Genomic DNA, 14,557 nt, shown 5'->3' with positions numbered 1-14,557 from the left:
CCTGCGCTGGTCAGGAGGGGTTTTCGTGTGTCGGGGTTAGCGGACGGTATTTGAAACAGTGGGAATCGGACTGGCTCGGCAAGGTGATCGCCAGGATCGAGGCTGCTCCGGCCCGCCGGCCTGCGAAGACGAACAGCAGCACGGTTCAACCGCGGCGGCTGGATCGGCGGTTGTCGCCTGCCACCATCGCCGAGTTGGTCGATGCCTACCGAGGTGGTGCCTCCACCAACAAACTGTGCGAGCGCTACGAGCTCTCGAAGGGCGGACTGCTGAAGATCCTCCAAGAGCATGGTGTGCAGATGCGGAACCAGCCGATGACCGGGGAAGAAATTGACTGTGCAGTGCGGCTTTACGGCGAGGGGCAGTCACTGAAGGCTATAGCACGGCAGATTCGAAAGGCCAAGGGAAGCGTCTACAAGGCACTCCAGGGGCGAGGGGTGGAGATGCGACCAGCAACGAGATAGACACTAGGAACTGATCATCGACAGTTCTTGATGGTTCGGCAGATCCAGTGTGCCTTGTTCCTTGTAGTACGCCTCAATGATCTCAGCTGAGATACGTCCGCGTTTGGCTACGTTGCGGCCGCTACTACGTGCCCACTCACGGATTGTCGCTGTCCGTTCTCGGTCAAGCGCCAACCGCGCCCTACTGCTCTCGCCCCGCCGGGTCCGACCGACGAACGTTTCGATCGGTTCTTCAATAGAGCGACTGGCATCAACCGCAGCCCGAGCCACAGAGACCACAACCTGGTGAGGGGTGCAACGTTTCAAGAGGCCCGTTATTTGCACCTTCCTGGCTATAGAATTTATTGGCGGCTTTCCCTGCTGAGGATCAAGGAGCCAGTTAGAAGTATCTTCAGGAAATTCCCGGAGGTAATCTTTCATCTTGCGCTGCACTTTTGGAGTCCAGTAGGGCTGGAGCGACACGTAAAGCAGAAACGATGCATCGAGTTCACGAAAGCGGACTGGAAACTTTTCGGCCTGCTCTTTTAGACGTAGGGAAATTTCCGATTGTTGCATATGAATTCATTTTAACTCAACTGCATGGCACCGACAAGACAAGAATCCTCTACCTCAAGCTCCGTCGCCCCTGGCAGTGCCTATCGGCATAACTTCTCGGCAAGCGTTCGGTGACCGCCTATTCTCGCCGAGAATGCATCTGGCTCAGCGATTCAAACATCTGATCAACACCGGTCGCGACCACTTCTGAATCCCTGACCTCCGGAAGGGGATCGGGCACCAGACTCACATCGTCTGGATGGTAGTAAATTTCGTGACGAGCATTGAGGATTGCCGCACGGTTGAACATATTCGCGTTTCGCGCCGTGGGCGGCTCCACGACATCCAACTCGCCTGCTATCACACGTTCAGGATCGACATTGTTTTCGGCAAGCGGCTGGAGATCAGCCATAACCAATCCGACATTTCTGGAGATAGCGAGCACAATTGCGTACGCGGTCATAAGGCCGGTGCCGACATGCGGAGGTGTTCCGGGACGCGGAATGAGCGCCACAGGCGTATCGCATGACAGCAGGTTCTTCCGCTTGAATCGGATCAGCGCCCAAGGTCGCGTGGTGTAGAACCGCAGTGTGTCCGGAACGGAATCTATGATCTGGCCGATATGAAGAATCGACGATGCTGAAATCGTCGGTTCCGAGGACGCTGAAAACGTGGCCCAGATGTCATCGGCATCTGCCTCTGTTATTTCAATACCCTGTTCGCTTGCAAACCAGTCAACAAGCTTGGCACGTCCCACCGCTCCGACCTGAAGCCGGTTGACCGCCCAGTTCATCTGACTCAGAAATCGACGACGATTCGGTCCGCGCATATATTGCAACGCTACGAAGACGCCGAGTATCTCACGATCATCCGGTGTCAGCGGCCACACGCCTTCATTGAGTATCTTCAACCAGACTTGAGAGGCTTGAGTCTCGATATCGTTAAGAAGCTTCTCGAATTCATCTGACTGCCCCGATGCAGACTCTATGAGGTAGAAATTATTGTTAACCGATACATTGTCGATCGTTTGAACAAACCGCTTCCCATTTTCTAGGCGTGCGACGCCAAGTCTGCTGACTTCGTTAGCGAAGCCAGCAAGATAAAATCGAGGTACTGTATGATGCCGTCGCGCGATCTTGCCCATGCCTTACGCCCCTCTACCAATTGAACGTGTTGGCACTATGCAAAACCTCAAACGCAAACTGTCGAATAAGCGCGAAGTGACCGTTATCCGGAGATATCTCGACACCTTGGGGAAATGGCGCAGGACCAGCGTAGGTCAAGTTTCCTGTTATCGTCAGCGCCCATTTTCCCGAACGCAGCACCTCGTAGTACGGCTCAAGATCATCGACATGTGCGCCGCCGTCCTTGTTAGCCATGCTCCAGACGATCTTGTGCCGCGTATAGTTCGTCCCGCTGTGCTGGAAGACAACTTCTTGCTTCCACCATGTATCGAACGAAACTGCATGGAGAAATTGACGTTGGCACATCGGAATCATCGTGACCGGTCGCGGACTGCTCAGGTCGATCCGCTCGCTGAGGTAGTCCTTCCAGGTTCCAAGCCCTCTCGACGAACTCAGCACGTCGCAACCCCCGAGCCCCAGCATGACCATCAGGGCATCGCCCCTCGCCGTCTGGTGAAAAGCACTCTGAGTGCAACCGCCATCCGCAGCGCCTCATCTTCGTGCCCCCGGTCGTACAGGGTCGCCGAACGGTCGAGGAAGTTCAGCTGTTCAGCCAGTTTCACCCGCAATCGCTCTGGCGGAGACGAAGTAGTCACAGACCGTGCACCTTTCACCACTCCAGAGCCGGGAGCGACACGGCGGCGACCGACGCTGGTGCCGGATCAAGCATGCCCAACGCGGTTGCCAACAGCAAACCAATTGCGCCGAGCTGACGGCTACCAATCAGTGAGCCAAGCATCGGTTGCACACGCCGCGCTGACGTCGGCGCGCTTCAGCAGCTGTCATTTCCTCGACCGGCGAAATAGCAGAGTGGTGCCACGGATACGCACCTTCGGGGTCTCCTGCCGAGGCGTTCGAGTCGGTGGTGCAGCGAATCACGGACTTCTTGTGCGCCCTGATAGCGCTGATGGAGCAAGCTCTTACTCAAACTGATGAACGGTCCTAGCCGGTGAGCTGCAATCTGGTTTTACAGCGCCGCCCACAAATCATCTCTAATCTGTTCCGAAAGCTCAGTAGCCTTTTCTCGGTAATCAGAATCACGCAGGCCCATCATGCTCAAACGAAAGACGAGAAGCGTATCTAAGTACCGTTTCGTCCGTACACGCTGGCACTGACGGCAGCGCATCATGGCATCGAACAGGTAGCCCATCGGCGAATAGCCCACGATCTCTACATCTTCGATGTACCACGACCGGGGATGCAGATGGAGGAGGCTCATGCCGCCGCCCCGCTCACATGCTGTTGTTTGCGCTTCTTTGGACTCTCGGCAATCATTTGGTCCAGCCACGCCACGAGGGCTATGGCATCTGGATTGTCTTGCAGTGCATCGCGTAAACGGACGAGCAACCCGCTCTTTGTGTAGTTTTGCCACGTCTGGTCGAGACGATTGCCATAGCGTGATGGCACTTCCGTCCAACGCACGCCCTTAGCGAATTTGTAGCGGATACCATCGAGATTTTTCCGTCTCCGGGCAAGCTCGTACTCGTTCAGCGGTCGAAACACGATTTTGCCCGACCGGCTCCCAATCCTCTGCGATGGTAATGCCGCCGCGAGCAGACCCCATTCCTTGTCAGTGAGATCAGATTCGGCCGGACCAAATTGCCACTGCCAAGCTGCAAGGAGTTCCGGTGGCGACAGCACGCGCACCAGATCATGGGGTGTCAACGCACGCCCTTGGTTCGCCGCCAGGGTCTCGTGTAGCTCATCGTGATTGCTTGCTTCTGCAACCGCGCGCCACTCGGCCAAGGTGGAGCGGGTCTCCAACCACACAACGGCGTCGGCCGACTCCTCTCCGGAAGGCCAGGTGTCGAGATGGCCGATCAGCTCGCCCAGTGTGGGAACGGCCGCCACCGCGGCGTTGCGCACCTCGAAGGCCACTTCCCAAGGTTCCAGGTGGAGCAGCTGGTCGACTTGTTTCTCAACGTCGACGTCAGCAGCGGCACGGTCTTTGGAGTGAAATAACCAATCCCGAACATCCGCCGGTAGATCGTGAACGAGGTACTGCCTCACCGCGGTGCGAAGTTCATCGGTCCATTCCTGAACGTCAATACCAGCGTCTTGCCCTTCGTCCAGGTTGTACTCGTAGATGTTTCCGAATTGAGCATCGAGGGCTTTGGCGAGGAGTTCGTATTTGGGATAGGCGGGGTTCATCATTTCTAATTTTGACATGTTTGCATTATTAGGCAAGTTTCAGCTGGTTTCATCTATTTGTCGGAGTGGCGCATTGGCCGAGTTGTCATTTGCGTTCTTCCAACTAATATGTGTTTTAACTTCTTGCGAGAGGAACATCAAGAGATGCTGAGGGAAATAGGATGTAGTTTTTTCATCGATACTTCGGCTGATGGAACCTTGTTGCCGATCCGCCTTGTCGGTGCCTCCGGCTAGGCTTCCGCCATGGCAACCAAGGATCAGCAGATAAGGCACGTGGCCGAGGGGGCAGCACTCGGCGTGCTGGCTCAAGGCGTCGAAGCGGTGACCAGCGCCAAGCTGGAGTTCGAGCTGGCATTCGAGGCAGCCTGGCGGCGATGGTCACGCGCCGGCGAGTTCCCCAGCATCAGAGGCCCCCACGCGGGCAACCTCTTCTGGCTTGGTGTTCAGAAATCCGAACGTCGACAAGGTTCTCGCGCCGCCTGGGATACAGGCCAATGGTCAACCCCCTACGTGGTGCTACGAGACTGGACGGTTGAGGAGTGCCTCGACCTCCATGCGGATGAGCGGGCCTCGGTTGACGACTGGAAGGCTCTCGGGCAGCTGTTCGTCGCCGGGTTCACATCTGGACATATCAGGTACGCCGAAGACGGTGCCACGCAATAACGCTCGTCAGCGTATCGAAATCCGTTAGCTCCTTGTCGGACTCCGGCGCTACAGTCGGCGCATGACGCCTCGACTGGGTGGGTTCCCAGAGGAAGCAGCCTTCGGCACGGACCAGGTGTGGCTTCCCGAGCAAGCCACTGGCAGACACGGAACAATTCGGTCATCCCTGCCGCCGGGACCTGAACGAGAAGCGTTGCTGCAAGAGATCATGGCATCGCTCAGAGAGCAGGCTGGCGATCCGACCGCGCTGGTGGCCGAGCTTCGGGATCTTCTGGCGGGTAAGGATCTAACACAGCTGATCAATGCCGTAGCGGTGCCTGCAAGTATGTCCGTCATCCCCGACGCGGGCTCCGGTGCACTTGATGACGGCCCATATACATGGAACTGGGCTGCCAAGATCGAATACCTTGTGGGTATTGCGCTGTCCGTAGATAGTTCGGGGACCGAAGATTCTCCCCGCTCTGTCGTCGAGCAGGTCGTAACACTAGTTGGCGCCATATTCGAGGCGGAAGAGGCTCGGATCTTTATCAATTCGATCGATGAAGCCGACGACGATGCAGCTGAACTCGGATTCGCTCGTATGCAGCTGCAAATGGAGCACCTGTCCGATCGAATGCCTGGGTACGCGATGCACATGGAGACAATCGATACCGAGGTCTTCAATCGGCATCGCCAGTATTACATCAAGGCCCTGGGATTCAACCCGGCTGACGTCATGCGGATAATTAGACAACATTCGCAAGCAGTGCGAAAGCGCTTTTCCTCGGCAGTGGCGTCACTTCGGGCAAGTGTTGATTCGGGTGATGAGGCGGACGTCTCGGCCTTTGTCGAAGGTTTGAACGCGGCAAGTATTTGGACTGTGGAGGCCGTCTCGCAGTCAACAGGCTCTGATGTTGACGAAGTGCGGGCTATGCTGGAATTCTTCTCCACAACTTATGGGAGCCAACCAGGCTTCCGTTTTCCAGGCGATGACAACATTGTGCGGAAACGGCCGTGCATCACCCTCGGTGATGGGCAGTATCTCATCCCGGATCCGTGGGCATTACCTACAGCACTCCATGACCGTTTAGCAACGGAATCCAAGACGGCAACCTACGATCCTGTCAAATACCATAAACATCGACAAGATGCGCATGAGCGGCTGGTGGAAGCGGTGCTCACGCGCATTTTTGGTAAGGCGAATGTCCATGCAGGTCAGCACTACACATCTGCGACTCGCGGCGAAGGCGAGATAGATGTGCTGGTCTCCACGGAATGGCCGCTAGTCGTAGAAGCCAAAGCGCACAGTTTGACTGAGGCTGGTCGACGAGGCAGACGCGACAGGGTTACGTCGAGGGTGGATGACATGCTCGGGAAGGCCCTTGACCAAACCGATCGAGCGACTACTTATATCCTAGACGAGGGCGGCCGAAAGTTTGCCTTGAAGCAAGGTGGCAAATTGCATGAGGTCTTGCCATCGGAAGTTTCTGGCGTGACCTCGATTATCGTGACGTTCGAGCGCATGGATCCAATCGCGACGTATGGTGCAGCTATCGCGGGTTCGGCCAGGCGTCCAACGTGGGTTCTGGGCGTAGGTGATCTTCTTGTGGTCGCCGATCTATTACCAGATCCGGCAGCTTTTCATCACTACGCACGGCTAAGAGCCGCGATGGCGGACGATCGCGTAATTGCAGCCTGTGAGTCGGATGTTCTTGGCAGCTACTTCTATGACCGCGTGCAACCCCTGCTTACCCAAGAGAGTGATAGCCAAGTCCTACGTGTAGTCGGCTATGCCAGCGGACAAATAAACCGATATTATTCGAATTGTGAAATGGAAATAGCTGCCGCCGAAGCTCCAACAACGGGCGTACCTTCCGACATCGCCGTTGCACTGAGTACCACCATCAACAACGTAGGTTGGGCGGAATGCGCGCAGGCGGTCATGTTGGCGGAACAGAGTACTTGGACCAAGTGGAAGCGCTTTACGCGCCGACACAAGGGCAAGGGAGAGTTCAAGGCCACTGAAAGGCTGACCATTACAACGAGCGGGGATCATTCGGCTGTCGAGGCTCTTGACGGCATTTCCCTGCTTCGTGTAAGTCGAGCGGATTTGGACTAGCCTTCAGTCTAACGCTTTCCACCCTGCCCACGGCCGCGGCCCGCGTTCCCCTCGGATGCACGCCAGCCGGTGTAGCGCCTGCTCTTGGTAGGCGGGATCTGCTGTTGCCGTTTGCGCTGCCATCGTGATCATCCGTAGTTCCCGGATGTCCCGCAGCAGCTCGAACCCCTCCCAGGTGGCGACATCATGGCCGTACACCTGACAGAACTCGGCGTACTGCTGTTCGGTGATCCACCCGAACGAACTGTGCTTGATCGCCGTGTGCACCAGATCCCACTCCGGCGGCCCGACCGATGTCCGCTCCAGATCGACGAGGACAGCCTCACCATCTTCCAGCGCCGCGACGTTGCCGATCCAAGCATCACCGTGGATCACACACCAGGGAAGGCCATCCGGAAGCGACTCCCATCGCTGCCGAAGATCCGCCAAATGTTCTCGGAGCCAACGTCTATCGGGATCGGGCAGGGTATGGGCGGCGGCGATCCGCTCGTCCAGCCGCACGAACGGCGCGATTCTCCCGAGGTTGAGTTCGGTTGGAATCGGCAGATGGTGGAGCTGCTTGAGCAGGGCAGCCACCTGCGTCGGGGTGCCCTGATGGTGCGGCGGTAGTTCGCGCCAGAAGGTAATCGCGTGACCCGAGACCTCGACGGGCTGGTCGACATCGGGAACAACTTGCACCGCTGGAACGCCTGATGCTTGCAACCAGCGAGCCACGTTGACCTCACGTCGTGCTGCTTCCAGTTGCCCTGGGCGACTCACCCGAGCGACAACCGATCCTGGCAGCCGGTAGATGGCGTTCTCGCTCACCTGAATCGGTGCGGCATGGTCCACGTCCAGGCCGACCGAGGTGCCGGCCGAACGCACGATCGCCAACCAATCGGTTCCGGTCACGTCCGTCATGCGTGAACCAGCGTGCTGTCGATCTGCGAGCGCAGTTCATCAACCTCCGCCGTTTGGGCATGAGGCCCGGTGAACATGCGAAGCTCACGCAGATCATCCGCCGCCCGGCGGGAACGAAGGTGTCCAGCGTCGCTGAGCGCAGTCTGGCCGAAGGAGGCAGCCTCTACCGGATCGCCAGTGGCCATGGTGAGCGACGCCAGCTTGATGCCAGATATCGCCCGCGAACGAACGAAGGCGTCAGTGTGTCCGGCAACGGCAATCTCCAATCGTTGCCGTGCCTCACCGACGAACCGACCTTCGAGTGCCACATCGAATAGGGCATGCCCGGTATCGCCGGAGTGCTGGGCATGGTCGTAGTAGGCCATCCAGGGCGGATCGTTCTCCGGCGCCGCCTGCGCGAACTCCTCGTCAGCTTGTCCAATCGCTCGCACGGCTTCGTCGGTGCGGTGCAGTTTGGCCAGCGCTCGGGCTCTTGCCGCGTGCAGCATGGCCCGCTCCGTCGCCGTCAGTCGATCAGCCCGGACCATAGCCAGTTCGATGAAGGTGAGCCCATCGTCGGGGTGCCCGCACCAGATGGCCTGACGAGCCATTGACGACAACACCTTGCCTCGAAGGTGCCAGTTGCCGACCTCTTCGGCGCAGGTCAGCCCGAGCTGAAACATGCTGCGGGCATCGGCGTGCGCGTAGGCATCGAAGGCCATGAACCCGGCCGTATGTCCGAGGAACCCGACCGCGCTGTGCAGGTCCATGCGGTGCTTCTCGGCACAACTGGCACCCAGCAAGTTCACGGCATAGCGCAGCTGGGCCGAGACCGCTTCTCGAACCAGGCCACCGCCGTAGGTGTGATCCCAGGAGCTGAACTCGCGCGCGGCAGTTCGCACCTGCTCGATTTCCGCCAGGCCGACCGTCGACGGGACAGGCGTTGGTTCAAGCTGGGCCAGCAAATCCAGTAGCGGCTGTTTGGTCGCGACCGCCGCAGTGACGCCTAGCGCGGCGCGAACAAATTCCTGGCGTTTCACATCACCGAGCGTAGCGCCGGACTTTGCTGGCAGCTTGAACCAAAGCAGCTCGGGCGGCACTTCCAGCGCCTCCGCCCAACGGATCAGTTTCGACAGTTGCTCGGGTGCTGGCCCCTTCTCGATACGGCTGAGTTGGGCCTGGGTGAGGCCAAGCCAGGTGGCAACCAGCTCCTGCGGCAGGGGCCGATGGTGAAATGGGTGCGTGCGGTAGGCGAAGATCACCCGGCCCATGTGCCAAGTGGCGAGCGCATCGCGCATCTGATCGGTTTGCCAGAAGGCTGGCGGTACCGGCGACGGCTGCTGTCGTTCATCCCGAAGCGCGATTTCGCATGGCGCGCAACGCGATTCAAGATTGTACCGATTGAGCCTGCTCCCACAACGAGCGCAGTACCGCTCTGTCTGGGGTCCGCGCGTCATGATGGCCGCTCCCGGGTTTTCCTGGGTTTTCTCGCCGTTTCGCTTTGGTCGCGTGACCCTACCAGCGCTTGACAGGCGACGCTATACGTTTCATACATACCCCGAATACCCCCTTTTCGTGGCCCTTTTCGCCCCAGAAACCGACCCTTGGGCGGGTCACGAAAACCTTGCCGAGGAAAGGGGTAGGCGTGGCGTTGTCCCTAGTAGTTCCCATCTTTGGTCCGCCAGCAGCGGGCAAAACGACGCTGACAATGCAGCTCGGATCGGCACCTGGGCGCCGGGTGTTCCGGCTGCGCGAGCATGTCTCGCAGGAGGCGCTGGCCGCAACGGCGGTTACGCCGGAGCAGTTGGGGTGGATCGACGACTACACCGTCGCCGCAGCACTCCGCTCCTACTTCGAAACCGTCAATGCGGACCCAACGGTTCAGGCAGTGCTGCTCGACAATTTTCCCGGTTCCGCGGCGCAGGTTGATCAGCTGCTGGCGATCCTGTGGTCGCTGACGCCCTGCCACATCGAAGCCATCGAAGTAGTGACCGACGTCAAGACGCTCCGGCAGCGCGCCCGGAACCGGAAGGTATGCCATCGCTGCGAGCGTGACCCGATCAACGATCCCCGCTTGCCGGCGATTCCGAGCGATGTCGACCCGTGGCAGTGCGGCCGGTGCGGGGGCCTGCTGCATCCCAGACGCGGCGATTCACCGCGGCTGTTCAAAGCGCGCATGCAGCGCTACCACCAGGCGGCAGTCGGCATCCGCGATGGCTTCGCCCGTGCCGATGTCACCCTCACCCAGCTCGACACCACCAACACCATCGACGGGGCGGCGAATCTGCTTGCCCCGCTGCTTATTTCCCGGAGTGCACCACAATGACGACCGTCGATCTGCCTACCCCTGGCCTGCGAGCCAACAGCGATGGCTATGGCCATGCCCGCATGCCCCGTGGGGCCGATGTTCCCGAACCGGACCGGATTGACCGCGTGGCGTACGGCCGGTTCCGCAATGTCTATCTCTACATCACCGAAGCGTGCCAATTGCGCTGCGAGCACTGCTACATGGGTGAGCGGTTGGACCGCGCGCTCAAGATGCCCTTGCCGCAGATTGTGGACACCCTGACCACCTGGCGGCGGATGGGCGGTGACAAGCTGACCATCCTCGGTGGCGAACCCACGCTGCACCCGCACTACTGCGAGGCGATTCGTCTCAGTCGGAAATTGGGCTACGAGCACGTCATCACCACGACCAACGCCCAGAAGCCCGCGCTCAAGAAGTTCCGCAAGCTCGAACCCGAGGATTTCGCCTACATCCAAGTCAGTTTGGACGGAGGTAGCGGCGACAGCCACGATGCGATCCGTGGTGCGGGGACCTTCACCCAGGCGCTGGAAACCACCGCCGAACTGACCCGCCGTGGCTTCGATACACGCATCATCTGCACGGTTAACAAGGCGAACGAGCAGGACGTGCTGCGGCTGCTCGACATTGCCGATCGCCTCGGCGTCAGCCTGGTGAAGTTCCATGTCTTCTCGACCATCGGCACCGGGCACGGCAACTCGGAGATGGCCATGACACCGCCGGAGTGGGTGGACTTCTGCGACAACCTCAACCAGGTTGCACCGCAGTACAAAACGCGGGTGTGGTACCAGCCGACCTATGCCCGGCGCGACCAAATGGAGCGCTACGCCGCCGAGGGCTACCAGGGGTGCATCGGCCGGACCCTGGATCGCATCTCGATCTTCCCGGACGGCCGCTGCTACGTCTGCTCCTACCTGTTCGACACCGAGCTGCACTTCGCCCAGATGGTCGACGGTCAGGTGCAGCTGAACCATGGAGTCAATGAGTTCGATCTGTTCACCAGCGCTTTGGCCGAAAGCTCCTGCGGCGGCTGCAAAGCCAGTGCCTGCCAGGGAGGCTGCCCGGCCGAGGAGCTGGTGATGGGCAAGGCGTCCTGCGCTGCCTATGACGACATCGTGCCGGTCTGCCGGTTGTGGAAATCCAGCGCCAAACCCGAAAGCGAGTCTGCCTGATGGACGCCATGGACACCCTGGTCGAGAAGCTTCGCGACCTGGATTGGAACGACATCGACGCCGTCGAAACCGCCTGCATCGAAGTACTCGATATCTTGGTCGAAGACCCCAGCATCGTGCGCGATCGGATCACCGTCTTGCCCACCAGGCCGGAGTTGTTCACCCTGTGCGAGCACTACGACATCCTGGACAAGCTGGTGCTGCACGATGACGCCGAGGCTGGCTTCCGCGTTCGATTGCACATCTTCCTGCCCGGCTACTTCGACCGGCCACACAATCACCGGTGGAGCTACGCCAGCCGGATCCTGCGCGGCCAGTACCGGCACTACCTGTTCGGCAACGCTGAAGTGGATGAGCATGTCGATCCGGCCAAACTGCCGGTGCTCCAGGCCAGAGAGGAACTTGTCGGTTCCAGCTACGCCTTGCACCACTCGATGGTGCACGCCGTGGTGGCCGAGCCCTACACCGCCTCGTTGGTCATCCGTGGCCCAGCCGTCAAGGATCGCTTCCTGGTCATGGACCGGCTGACGAACGAAGCCTGGTGGCAGTACGGGGCCAGGCAGGAAACCGAAGAAGACGCCGAACGGAAGCGGATGACGCCCGACCGCCTCGACTGGCTGATCGGGCAACTGGACGAGTGGAAACTGTTCTGAACTGCACAAACGATCAAGATCGACTGTCGGTCCCTCGGGTTACGCTCCGCCCGTGAGCACACAGAGCACGAAGAAGTGTAAATACTGCAATGGGCCGGTCCGCTACGTCGATAGCCCCATCGAAGGCCACGGCGCTGGCGAACCGGCTCGGCTGGACCGGATGTATCACTGCCTACGCGGCTGCGACATGTCGCGCCTCACGGGCGAGTGCGGTCACGACATGCATCGGATTAGCTAGCGTGGCGTGACTGCTGACGCTGGAGACCACCGCCAGCGACGACGGCCTCCAGCTCCGCCAGGGTCGGCAGTGGGGCACTGTGGTGTCGTGCGCACCGCAGTGCCCCACTCGCCGACCCGAGCACCATACTGCGAACCATCGACCACCCCTCCCGCAGGCCATAGAGCAGCCCGCCCGAGAACGCGGCGCCTGCGCAATGGGTATGCCGCACCGTCACCGGAAAGGCTGGCGCGGCAACTTCGTCCGTGCGGCTCACAGCCACCGCCCCATAGGCTCCAGCCGTCACCGCCACCCAGGCCGCGTTGCTTTCCGCCAGCAGTGATCGGGCGACGGTGAACGCTTCGGTATGGGCGCTGTCATCGACATTGGTTTGCACGAGCAGCTTTTCGTAGCCGGCTGCGGCCCGGTGTACGCCATCAGACAGCGGCGATCCGCCGAGGTTGACGAGCACCGGCACCTGCGCCGCACGCGCGGCTTCAATCACTCGCACCGCCGCTGTCTCGATGAGCTGGTAGGCATCGACGTACACGAACGATGCGCTGACGATCGGTGACAGCTCCACAGTGGCGAGCTGCTCCACCACCTCCGGCAGATGCGCGAACCACGTCCGGGTGTAGTGCTGATCAGCGATCAACACGATCCATGGCGTGACGACACCGGGATCGGACATAGCGGTCGTCGTGACATTGCGGCGCTGCAGCCAGGTCAGGACCGTCCAGCCGTCCTCATCATCGCCAATTTTGTTGGCTACGAGCGCGGCTGGAACATCGAGTGCGGCCAAAACTGCCGCGGCCATCGGGCCATCGGCAGCGATGGACTGCTCGGTGGCCCGAACCTCGGCACCGTGGTTGGCAACCGGAAACAGCGGCACGCTCCAAAGTTCGGCCAGGGCAAGATACGAGACACAGACGATCGGGCCGTCAGCACGCGCCGCCATCACGACTACCAGCCGTAGACCGAGAACGGCGTGTTCTTCGCGATCTGCTGCATGGCTGTGCTGCAGTAGTCAATCATGTAGTCGGGCAGGGCATCTGCCGCGTACCACTCAAGCGCGCTGCACTTGTCCGGCTCCAGGTTGGTTGGTTCACCCTGCCACGACCGTACGGTGAAGAAGAACGCCATTCGCCCGCCCGAGGACGAGTTGTGCATGATGTGGCTGAACTGCACATCAGCCGGAGCGATCGTCACGCCGATCTCTTCTGCGGCTTCACGGATCAGAGCGTCAATGACGGATTCGCCAGCCTCAAGGTGCCCCGAGGGCAGATGCCATGCCCCATCTTCGAATCCGGTGTTCTGACGCTGGCCGAACAGCACCTCGTTGCCGCGGCGCAGCAGCAGATGGACATCGCCGGTGACCTTGTGACGCTGGGGCTTGGTTTCGTGACTGGATTCAGTCGTGACGCTCATACGGGCGCGCATCCTCTCATTCTGGATTATATCGCTGACCTGGTAATTTGCCGAACTTCGGGGTGAATCAAGCCGAGCCTAATCCCTCCGTGACGTCCGGCCTATACGCCGGACGCATAGCGCGGCGAGCCAACGCGGTATAGCCCCTGACCAGGGGTTACGCGAATTCTGGACCGCACCAGCCCGCCGGACAACGGCCAAACCGCAAGGGAGGCAACCGGAATGCGACCCAGGCCGCGCCATATTCACATCGAGAGCGGTGCGCTGAAGCTCGACTACCAGGCCAGCGCCGAACAGGTCCAAAGCGTGGCGAACGAGCTGACCAGCGGCTACGCCGATTTGCAGCTGGTGGTGACCATCGACGACAACGTGCCCGAAGGATTGCCTCTGTTGCCTTGCGCGGAGCTGTGGGAGTGAGCGTCACAGGAAGGAGCCGAACATGTCGTCGCATCCCGGGCAGCACAGGACATTTGTGCATGCTGACGGCAAGCTGGCCGAGTTCATGTGCCAGGTGTCCTTGATGGAGCTAACCGTCGGACGCGCCCGAGAGCTTCAGGACATCCACCGATTCCATCACCCGGACGAGTGCATCGTGCACTTGGAGGCTGCGTATCTGCTGCTCGTGAACGAAGCCGACTGCTAATCGAATGCCTTCGTCCCTCGTCTCGATCCTCTGGCCCGCTTCAGTGTTCTTCACGGCGGTGCTTGGCTTCCGAGTTGGTCGGTGGTGGAAGACGGTTCAGACGGACAACCGCCACACTGTCACGTTCACCCGGCGTCACAGTGACACTACGAATCCGACCGAGGCA

General features: G+C 60.0%; 17 protein-coding genes. 8 read left to right on the top strand and 9 right to left on the bottom strand.

Annotated features, from left to right (window positions below):
- Positions 1-50 precede the first annotated feature (50 nt).
- Positions 51-464, top strand: a complete 414-nt coding sequence (locus OHB21_RS26450; protein WP_228801737.1) for a helix-turn-helix domain-containing protein — start codon at positions 51-53, stop codon at positions 462-464.
- Between the two features lie 3 nt (positions 465-467).
- On the opposite strand, the gene OHB21_RS26445 is transcribed toward OHB21_RS26450, so the two are convergent.
- The 5 genes from OHB21_RS26445 to OHB21_RS26425 all read right to left on the bottom strand — a co-directional run bounded on the left by OHB21_RS26445 (position 468) and on the right by OHB21_RS26425 (position 4,351).
- The gene (locus tag OHB21_RS26445) at positions 468-1,019 is read right to left on the bottom strand and encodes an Lsr2 family DNA-binding protein (protein WP_228815864.1); all 552 of its coding nucleotides are present in this window, start codon (positions 1,017-1,019) and stop codon (positions 468-470) included.
- 118 nt (positions 1,020-1,137) lie between these two features.
- Positions 1,138-2,142 carry a DUF4238 domain-containing protein gene (locus OHB21_RS26440; protein WP_195126831.1) on the bottom strand — a complete coding sequence of 335 codons (1,005 nt, stop codon included), beginning with the start codon at positions 2,140-2,142 and terminating at the stop codon, positions 1,138-1,140.
- A 13-nt stretch (positions 2,143-2,155) separates the two neighbouring features.
- Positions 2,156-2,611 (bottom strand): hypothetical protein, encoded by a 456-nt coding sequence (locus OHB21_RS26435; RefSeq protein ID WP_195142881.1) that lies wholly within the window; start codon positions 2,609-2,611, stop codon positions 2,156-2,158.
- Between the two features lie 538 nt (positions 2,612-3,149).
- A complete protein-coding gene (locus OHB21_RS26430) occupies positions 3,150-3,401 on the bottom strand; it encodes a hypothetical protein (protein WP_195126829.1) in 252 nt (83 codons plus the stop codon).
- Positions 3,398-4,351 (bottom strand): hypothetical protein, encoded by a 954-nt coding sequence (locus OHB21_RS26425; RefSeq protein WP_195126828.1) that lies wholly within the window; start codon positions 4,349-4,351, stop codon positions 3,398-3,400. Before OHB21_RS26425 ends, OHB21_RS26430 begins: the two co-directional genes overlap by 4 nt.
- A 225-nt stretch (positions 4,352-4,576) precedes the next feature.
- Here OHB21_RS26425 and OHB21_RS26420 point away from each other — a divergent pair, with 225 nt between their 5' ends.
- Both OHB21_RS26420 and OHB21_RS26415 read left to right on the top strand, forming a co-directional pair.
- Positions 4,577-4,996 (top strand): hypothetical protein, encoded by a 420-nt coding sequence (locus OHB21_RS26420; RefSeq protein ID WP_195126827.1) that lies wholly within the window; start codon positions 4,577-4,579, stop codon positions 4,994-4,996.
- Between the two features lie 61 nt (positions 4,997-5,057).
- Entirely contained in the window at positions 5,058-7,094 is a 2,037-nt protein-coding gene (locus OHB21_RS26415) for a hypothetical protein (RefSeq protein WP_195142929.1), read from the top strand.
- Between the two features lie 3 nt (positions 7,095-7,097).
- Here OHB21_RS26415 and OHB21_RS26410 read toward each other — a convergent pair whose 3' ends face one another.
- Together OHB21_RS26410 and OHB21_RS26405 are read right to left on the bottom strand one after the other, a co-directional pair.
- On the bottom strand, positions 7,098-7,994 hold the full coding sequence (locus tag OHB21_RS26410) for a phosphotransferase family protein (protein WP_195126869.1): 897 nt from the start codon (positions 7,992-7,994) through the stop codon (positions 7,098-7,100).
- Complete coding sequence (locus tag OHB21_RS26405) at positions 7,991-9,271, bottom strand: helix-turn-helix domain-containing protein (protein ID WP_195142930.1); 1,281 nt, start codon at positions 9,269-9,271, stop codon at positions 7,991-7,993. The genes OHB21_RS26410 and OHB21_RS26405 overlap by 4 nt, the downstream gene beginning before the upstream one ends.
- Before the next feature lie 410 nt (positions 9,272-9,681).
- Here OHB21_RS26405 and OHB21_RS26400 point away from each other — a divergent pair, with 410 nt between their 5' ends.
- From OHB21_RS26400 to OHB21_RS26390, 3 genes are read left to right on the top strand one after another with little or no spacing between them, the layout of a single operon-like run.
- Positions 9,682-10,299, top strand: coding sequence for a hypothetical protein (locus tag OHB21_RS26400; protein ID WP_228815897.1), 618 nt, complete (start codon positions 9,682-9,684; stop codon positions 10,297-10,299).
- Positions 10,296-11,450 (top strand): radical SAM protein, encoded by a 1,155-nt coding sequence (locus tag OHB21_RS26395; RefSeq protein ID WP_195142932.1) that lies wholly within the window; start codon positions 10,296-10,298, stop codon positions 11,448-11,450. Before OHB21_RS26400 ends, OHB21_RS26395 begins: the two co-directional genes overlap by 4 nt.
- Positions 11,450-12,103 (top strand): hypothetical protein, encoded by a 654-nt coding sequence (locus tag OHB21_RS26390; protein WP_328436188.1) that lies wholly within the window; start codon positions 11,450-11,452, stop codon positions 12,101-12,103. The genes OHB21_RS26395 and OHB21_RS26390 overlap by 1 nt, the downstream gene beginning before the upstream one ends.
- 230 nt (positions 12,104-12,333) lie before the next feature.
- Here OHB21_RS26390 and OHB21_RS26385 read toward each other — a convergent pair whose 3' ends face one another.
- Together OHB21_RS26385 and OHB21_RS26380 are read right to left on the bottom strand one after the other, a co-directional pair.
- Positions 12,334-13,278 carry a carbohydrate kinase family protein gene (locus tag OHB21_RS26385; protein ID WP_195126290.1) on the bottom strand — a complete coding sequence of 315 codons (945 nt, stop codon included), beginning with the start codon at positions 13,276-13,278 and terminating at the stop codon, positions 12,334-12,336.
- A 5-nt stretch (positions 13,279-13,283) separates the two neighbouring features.
- A complete protein-coding gene (locus OHB21_RS26380; RefSeq protein WP_195126291.1) occupies positions 13,284-13,748 on the bottom strand; it encodes an NUDIX hydrolase in 465 nt (154 codons plus the stop codon).
- Between the two features lie 222 nt (positions 13,749-13,970).
- On the opposite strand from OHB21_RS26380, the gene OHB21_RS26375 reads away from it, so the two are divergent.
- Together OHB21_RS26375 and OHB21_RS26370 are read left to right on the top strand one after the other, a co-directional pair.
- Positions 13,971-14,165: a hypothetical protein gene (locus OHB21_RS26375; RefSeq protein WP_195126292.1), complete on the top strand. Its 195-nt coding sequence runs from the start codon at positions 13,971-13,973 to the stop codon at positions 14,163-14,165.
- A gap of 22 nt (positions 14,166-14,187) precedes the next feature.
- Positions 14,188-14,391, top strand: coding sequence for a hypothetical protein (locus OHB21_RS26370; protein WP_195126293.1), 204 nt, complete (start codon positions 14,188-14,190; stop codon positions 14,389-14,391).
- The last annotated feature ends 166 nt before the right edge of the window (positions 14,392-14,557 follow it).

The organism is Nocardia puris (assembly GCF_036051655.1).
Lineage (GTDB): Bacteria > Actinomycetota > Actinomycetes > Mycobacteriales > Mycobacteriaceae > Nocardia > Nocardia puris.
The sequence above is the reverse complement of the archived record's forward strand: the minus strand, read 5'-3'. Positions and strand labels throughout refer to the sequence as shown.

Bases quoted from the DNA above. Each gene is read 5' to 3' on its own strand.
- OHB21_RS26445 (WP_228815864.1), bottom strand. From the start codon at position 1,019: ATGCAACAATCGGAAATTTCCCTACGTCTAAAAGAGCAGGCCGAAAAG.
- OHB21_RS26440 (WP_195126831.1), bottom strand. From the start codon at position 2,142: ATGGGCAAGATCGCGCGACGGCATCATACAGTACCTCGATTTTATCTT.
- OHB21_RS26435 (WP_195142881.1), bottom strand. From the start codon at position 2,611: ATGGTCATGCTGGGGCTCGGGGGTTGCGACGTGCTGAGTTCGTCGAGA.
- OHB21_RS26430 (WP_195126829.1), bottom strand. From the start codon at position 3,401: ATGAGCCTCCTCCATCTGCATCCCCGGTCGTGGTACATCGAAGATGTA.
- OHB21_RS26425 (WP_195126828.1), bottom strand. From the start codon at position 4,351: ATGTCAAAATTAGAAATGATGAACCCCGCCTATCCCAAATACGAACTC.
- OHB21_RS26420 (WP_195126827.1), top strand. From the start codon at position 4,577: ATGGCAACCAAGGATCAGCAGATAAGGCACGTGGCCGAGGGGGCAGCA.
- OHB21_RS26415 (WP_195142929.1), top strand. From the start codon at position 5,058: ATGACGCCTCGACTGGGTGGGTTCCCAGAGGAAGCAGCCTTCGGCACG.
- OHB21_RS26410 (WP_195126869.1), bottom strand. From the start codon at position 7,994: ATGACGGACGTGACCGGAACCGATTGGTTGGCGATCGTGCGTTCGGCC.
- OHB21_RS26405 (WP_195142930.1), bottom strand. From the start codon at position 9,271: ATGCGCGATGCGCTCGCCACTTGGCACATGGGCCGGGTGATCTTCGCC.
- OHB21_RS26400 (WP_228815897.1), top strand. From the start codon at position 9,682: ATGCAGCTCGGATCGGCACCTGGGCGCCGGGTGTTCCGGCTGCGCGAG.
- OHB21_RS26395 (WP_195142932.1), top strand. From the start codon at position 10,296: ATGACGACCGTCGATCTGCCTACCCCTGGCCTGCGAGCCAACAGCGAT.
- OHB21_RS26390 (WP_328436188.1), top strand. From the start codon at position 11,450: ATGGACGCCATGGACACCCTGGTCGAGAAGCTTCGCGACCTGGATTGG.
- OHB21_RS26385 (WP_195126290.1), bottom strand. From the start codon at position 13,278: ATGGCGGCGCGTGCTGACGGCCCGATCGTCTGTGTCTCGTATCTTGCC.
- OHB21_RS26380 (WP_195126291.1), bottom strand. From the start codon at position 13,748: ATGAGCGTCACGACTGAATCCAGTCACGAAACCAAGCCCCAGCGTCAC.
- OHB21_RS26375 (WP_195126292.1), top strand. From the start codon at position 13,971: ATGCGACCCAGGCCGCGCCATATTCACATCGAGAGCGGTGCGCTGAAG.
- OHB21_RS26370 (WP_195126293.1), top strand. From the start codon at position 14,188: ATGTCGTCGCATCCCGGGCAGCACAGGACATTTGTGCATGCTGACGGC.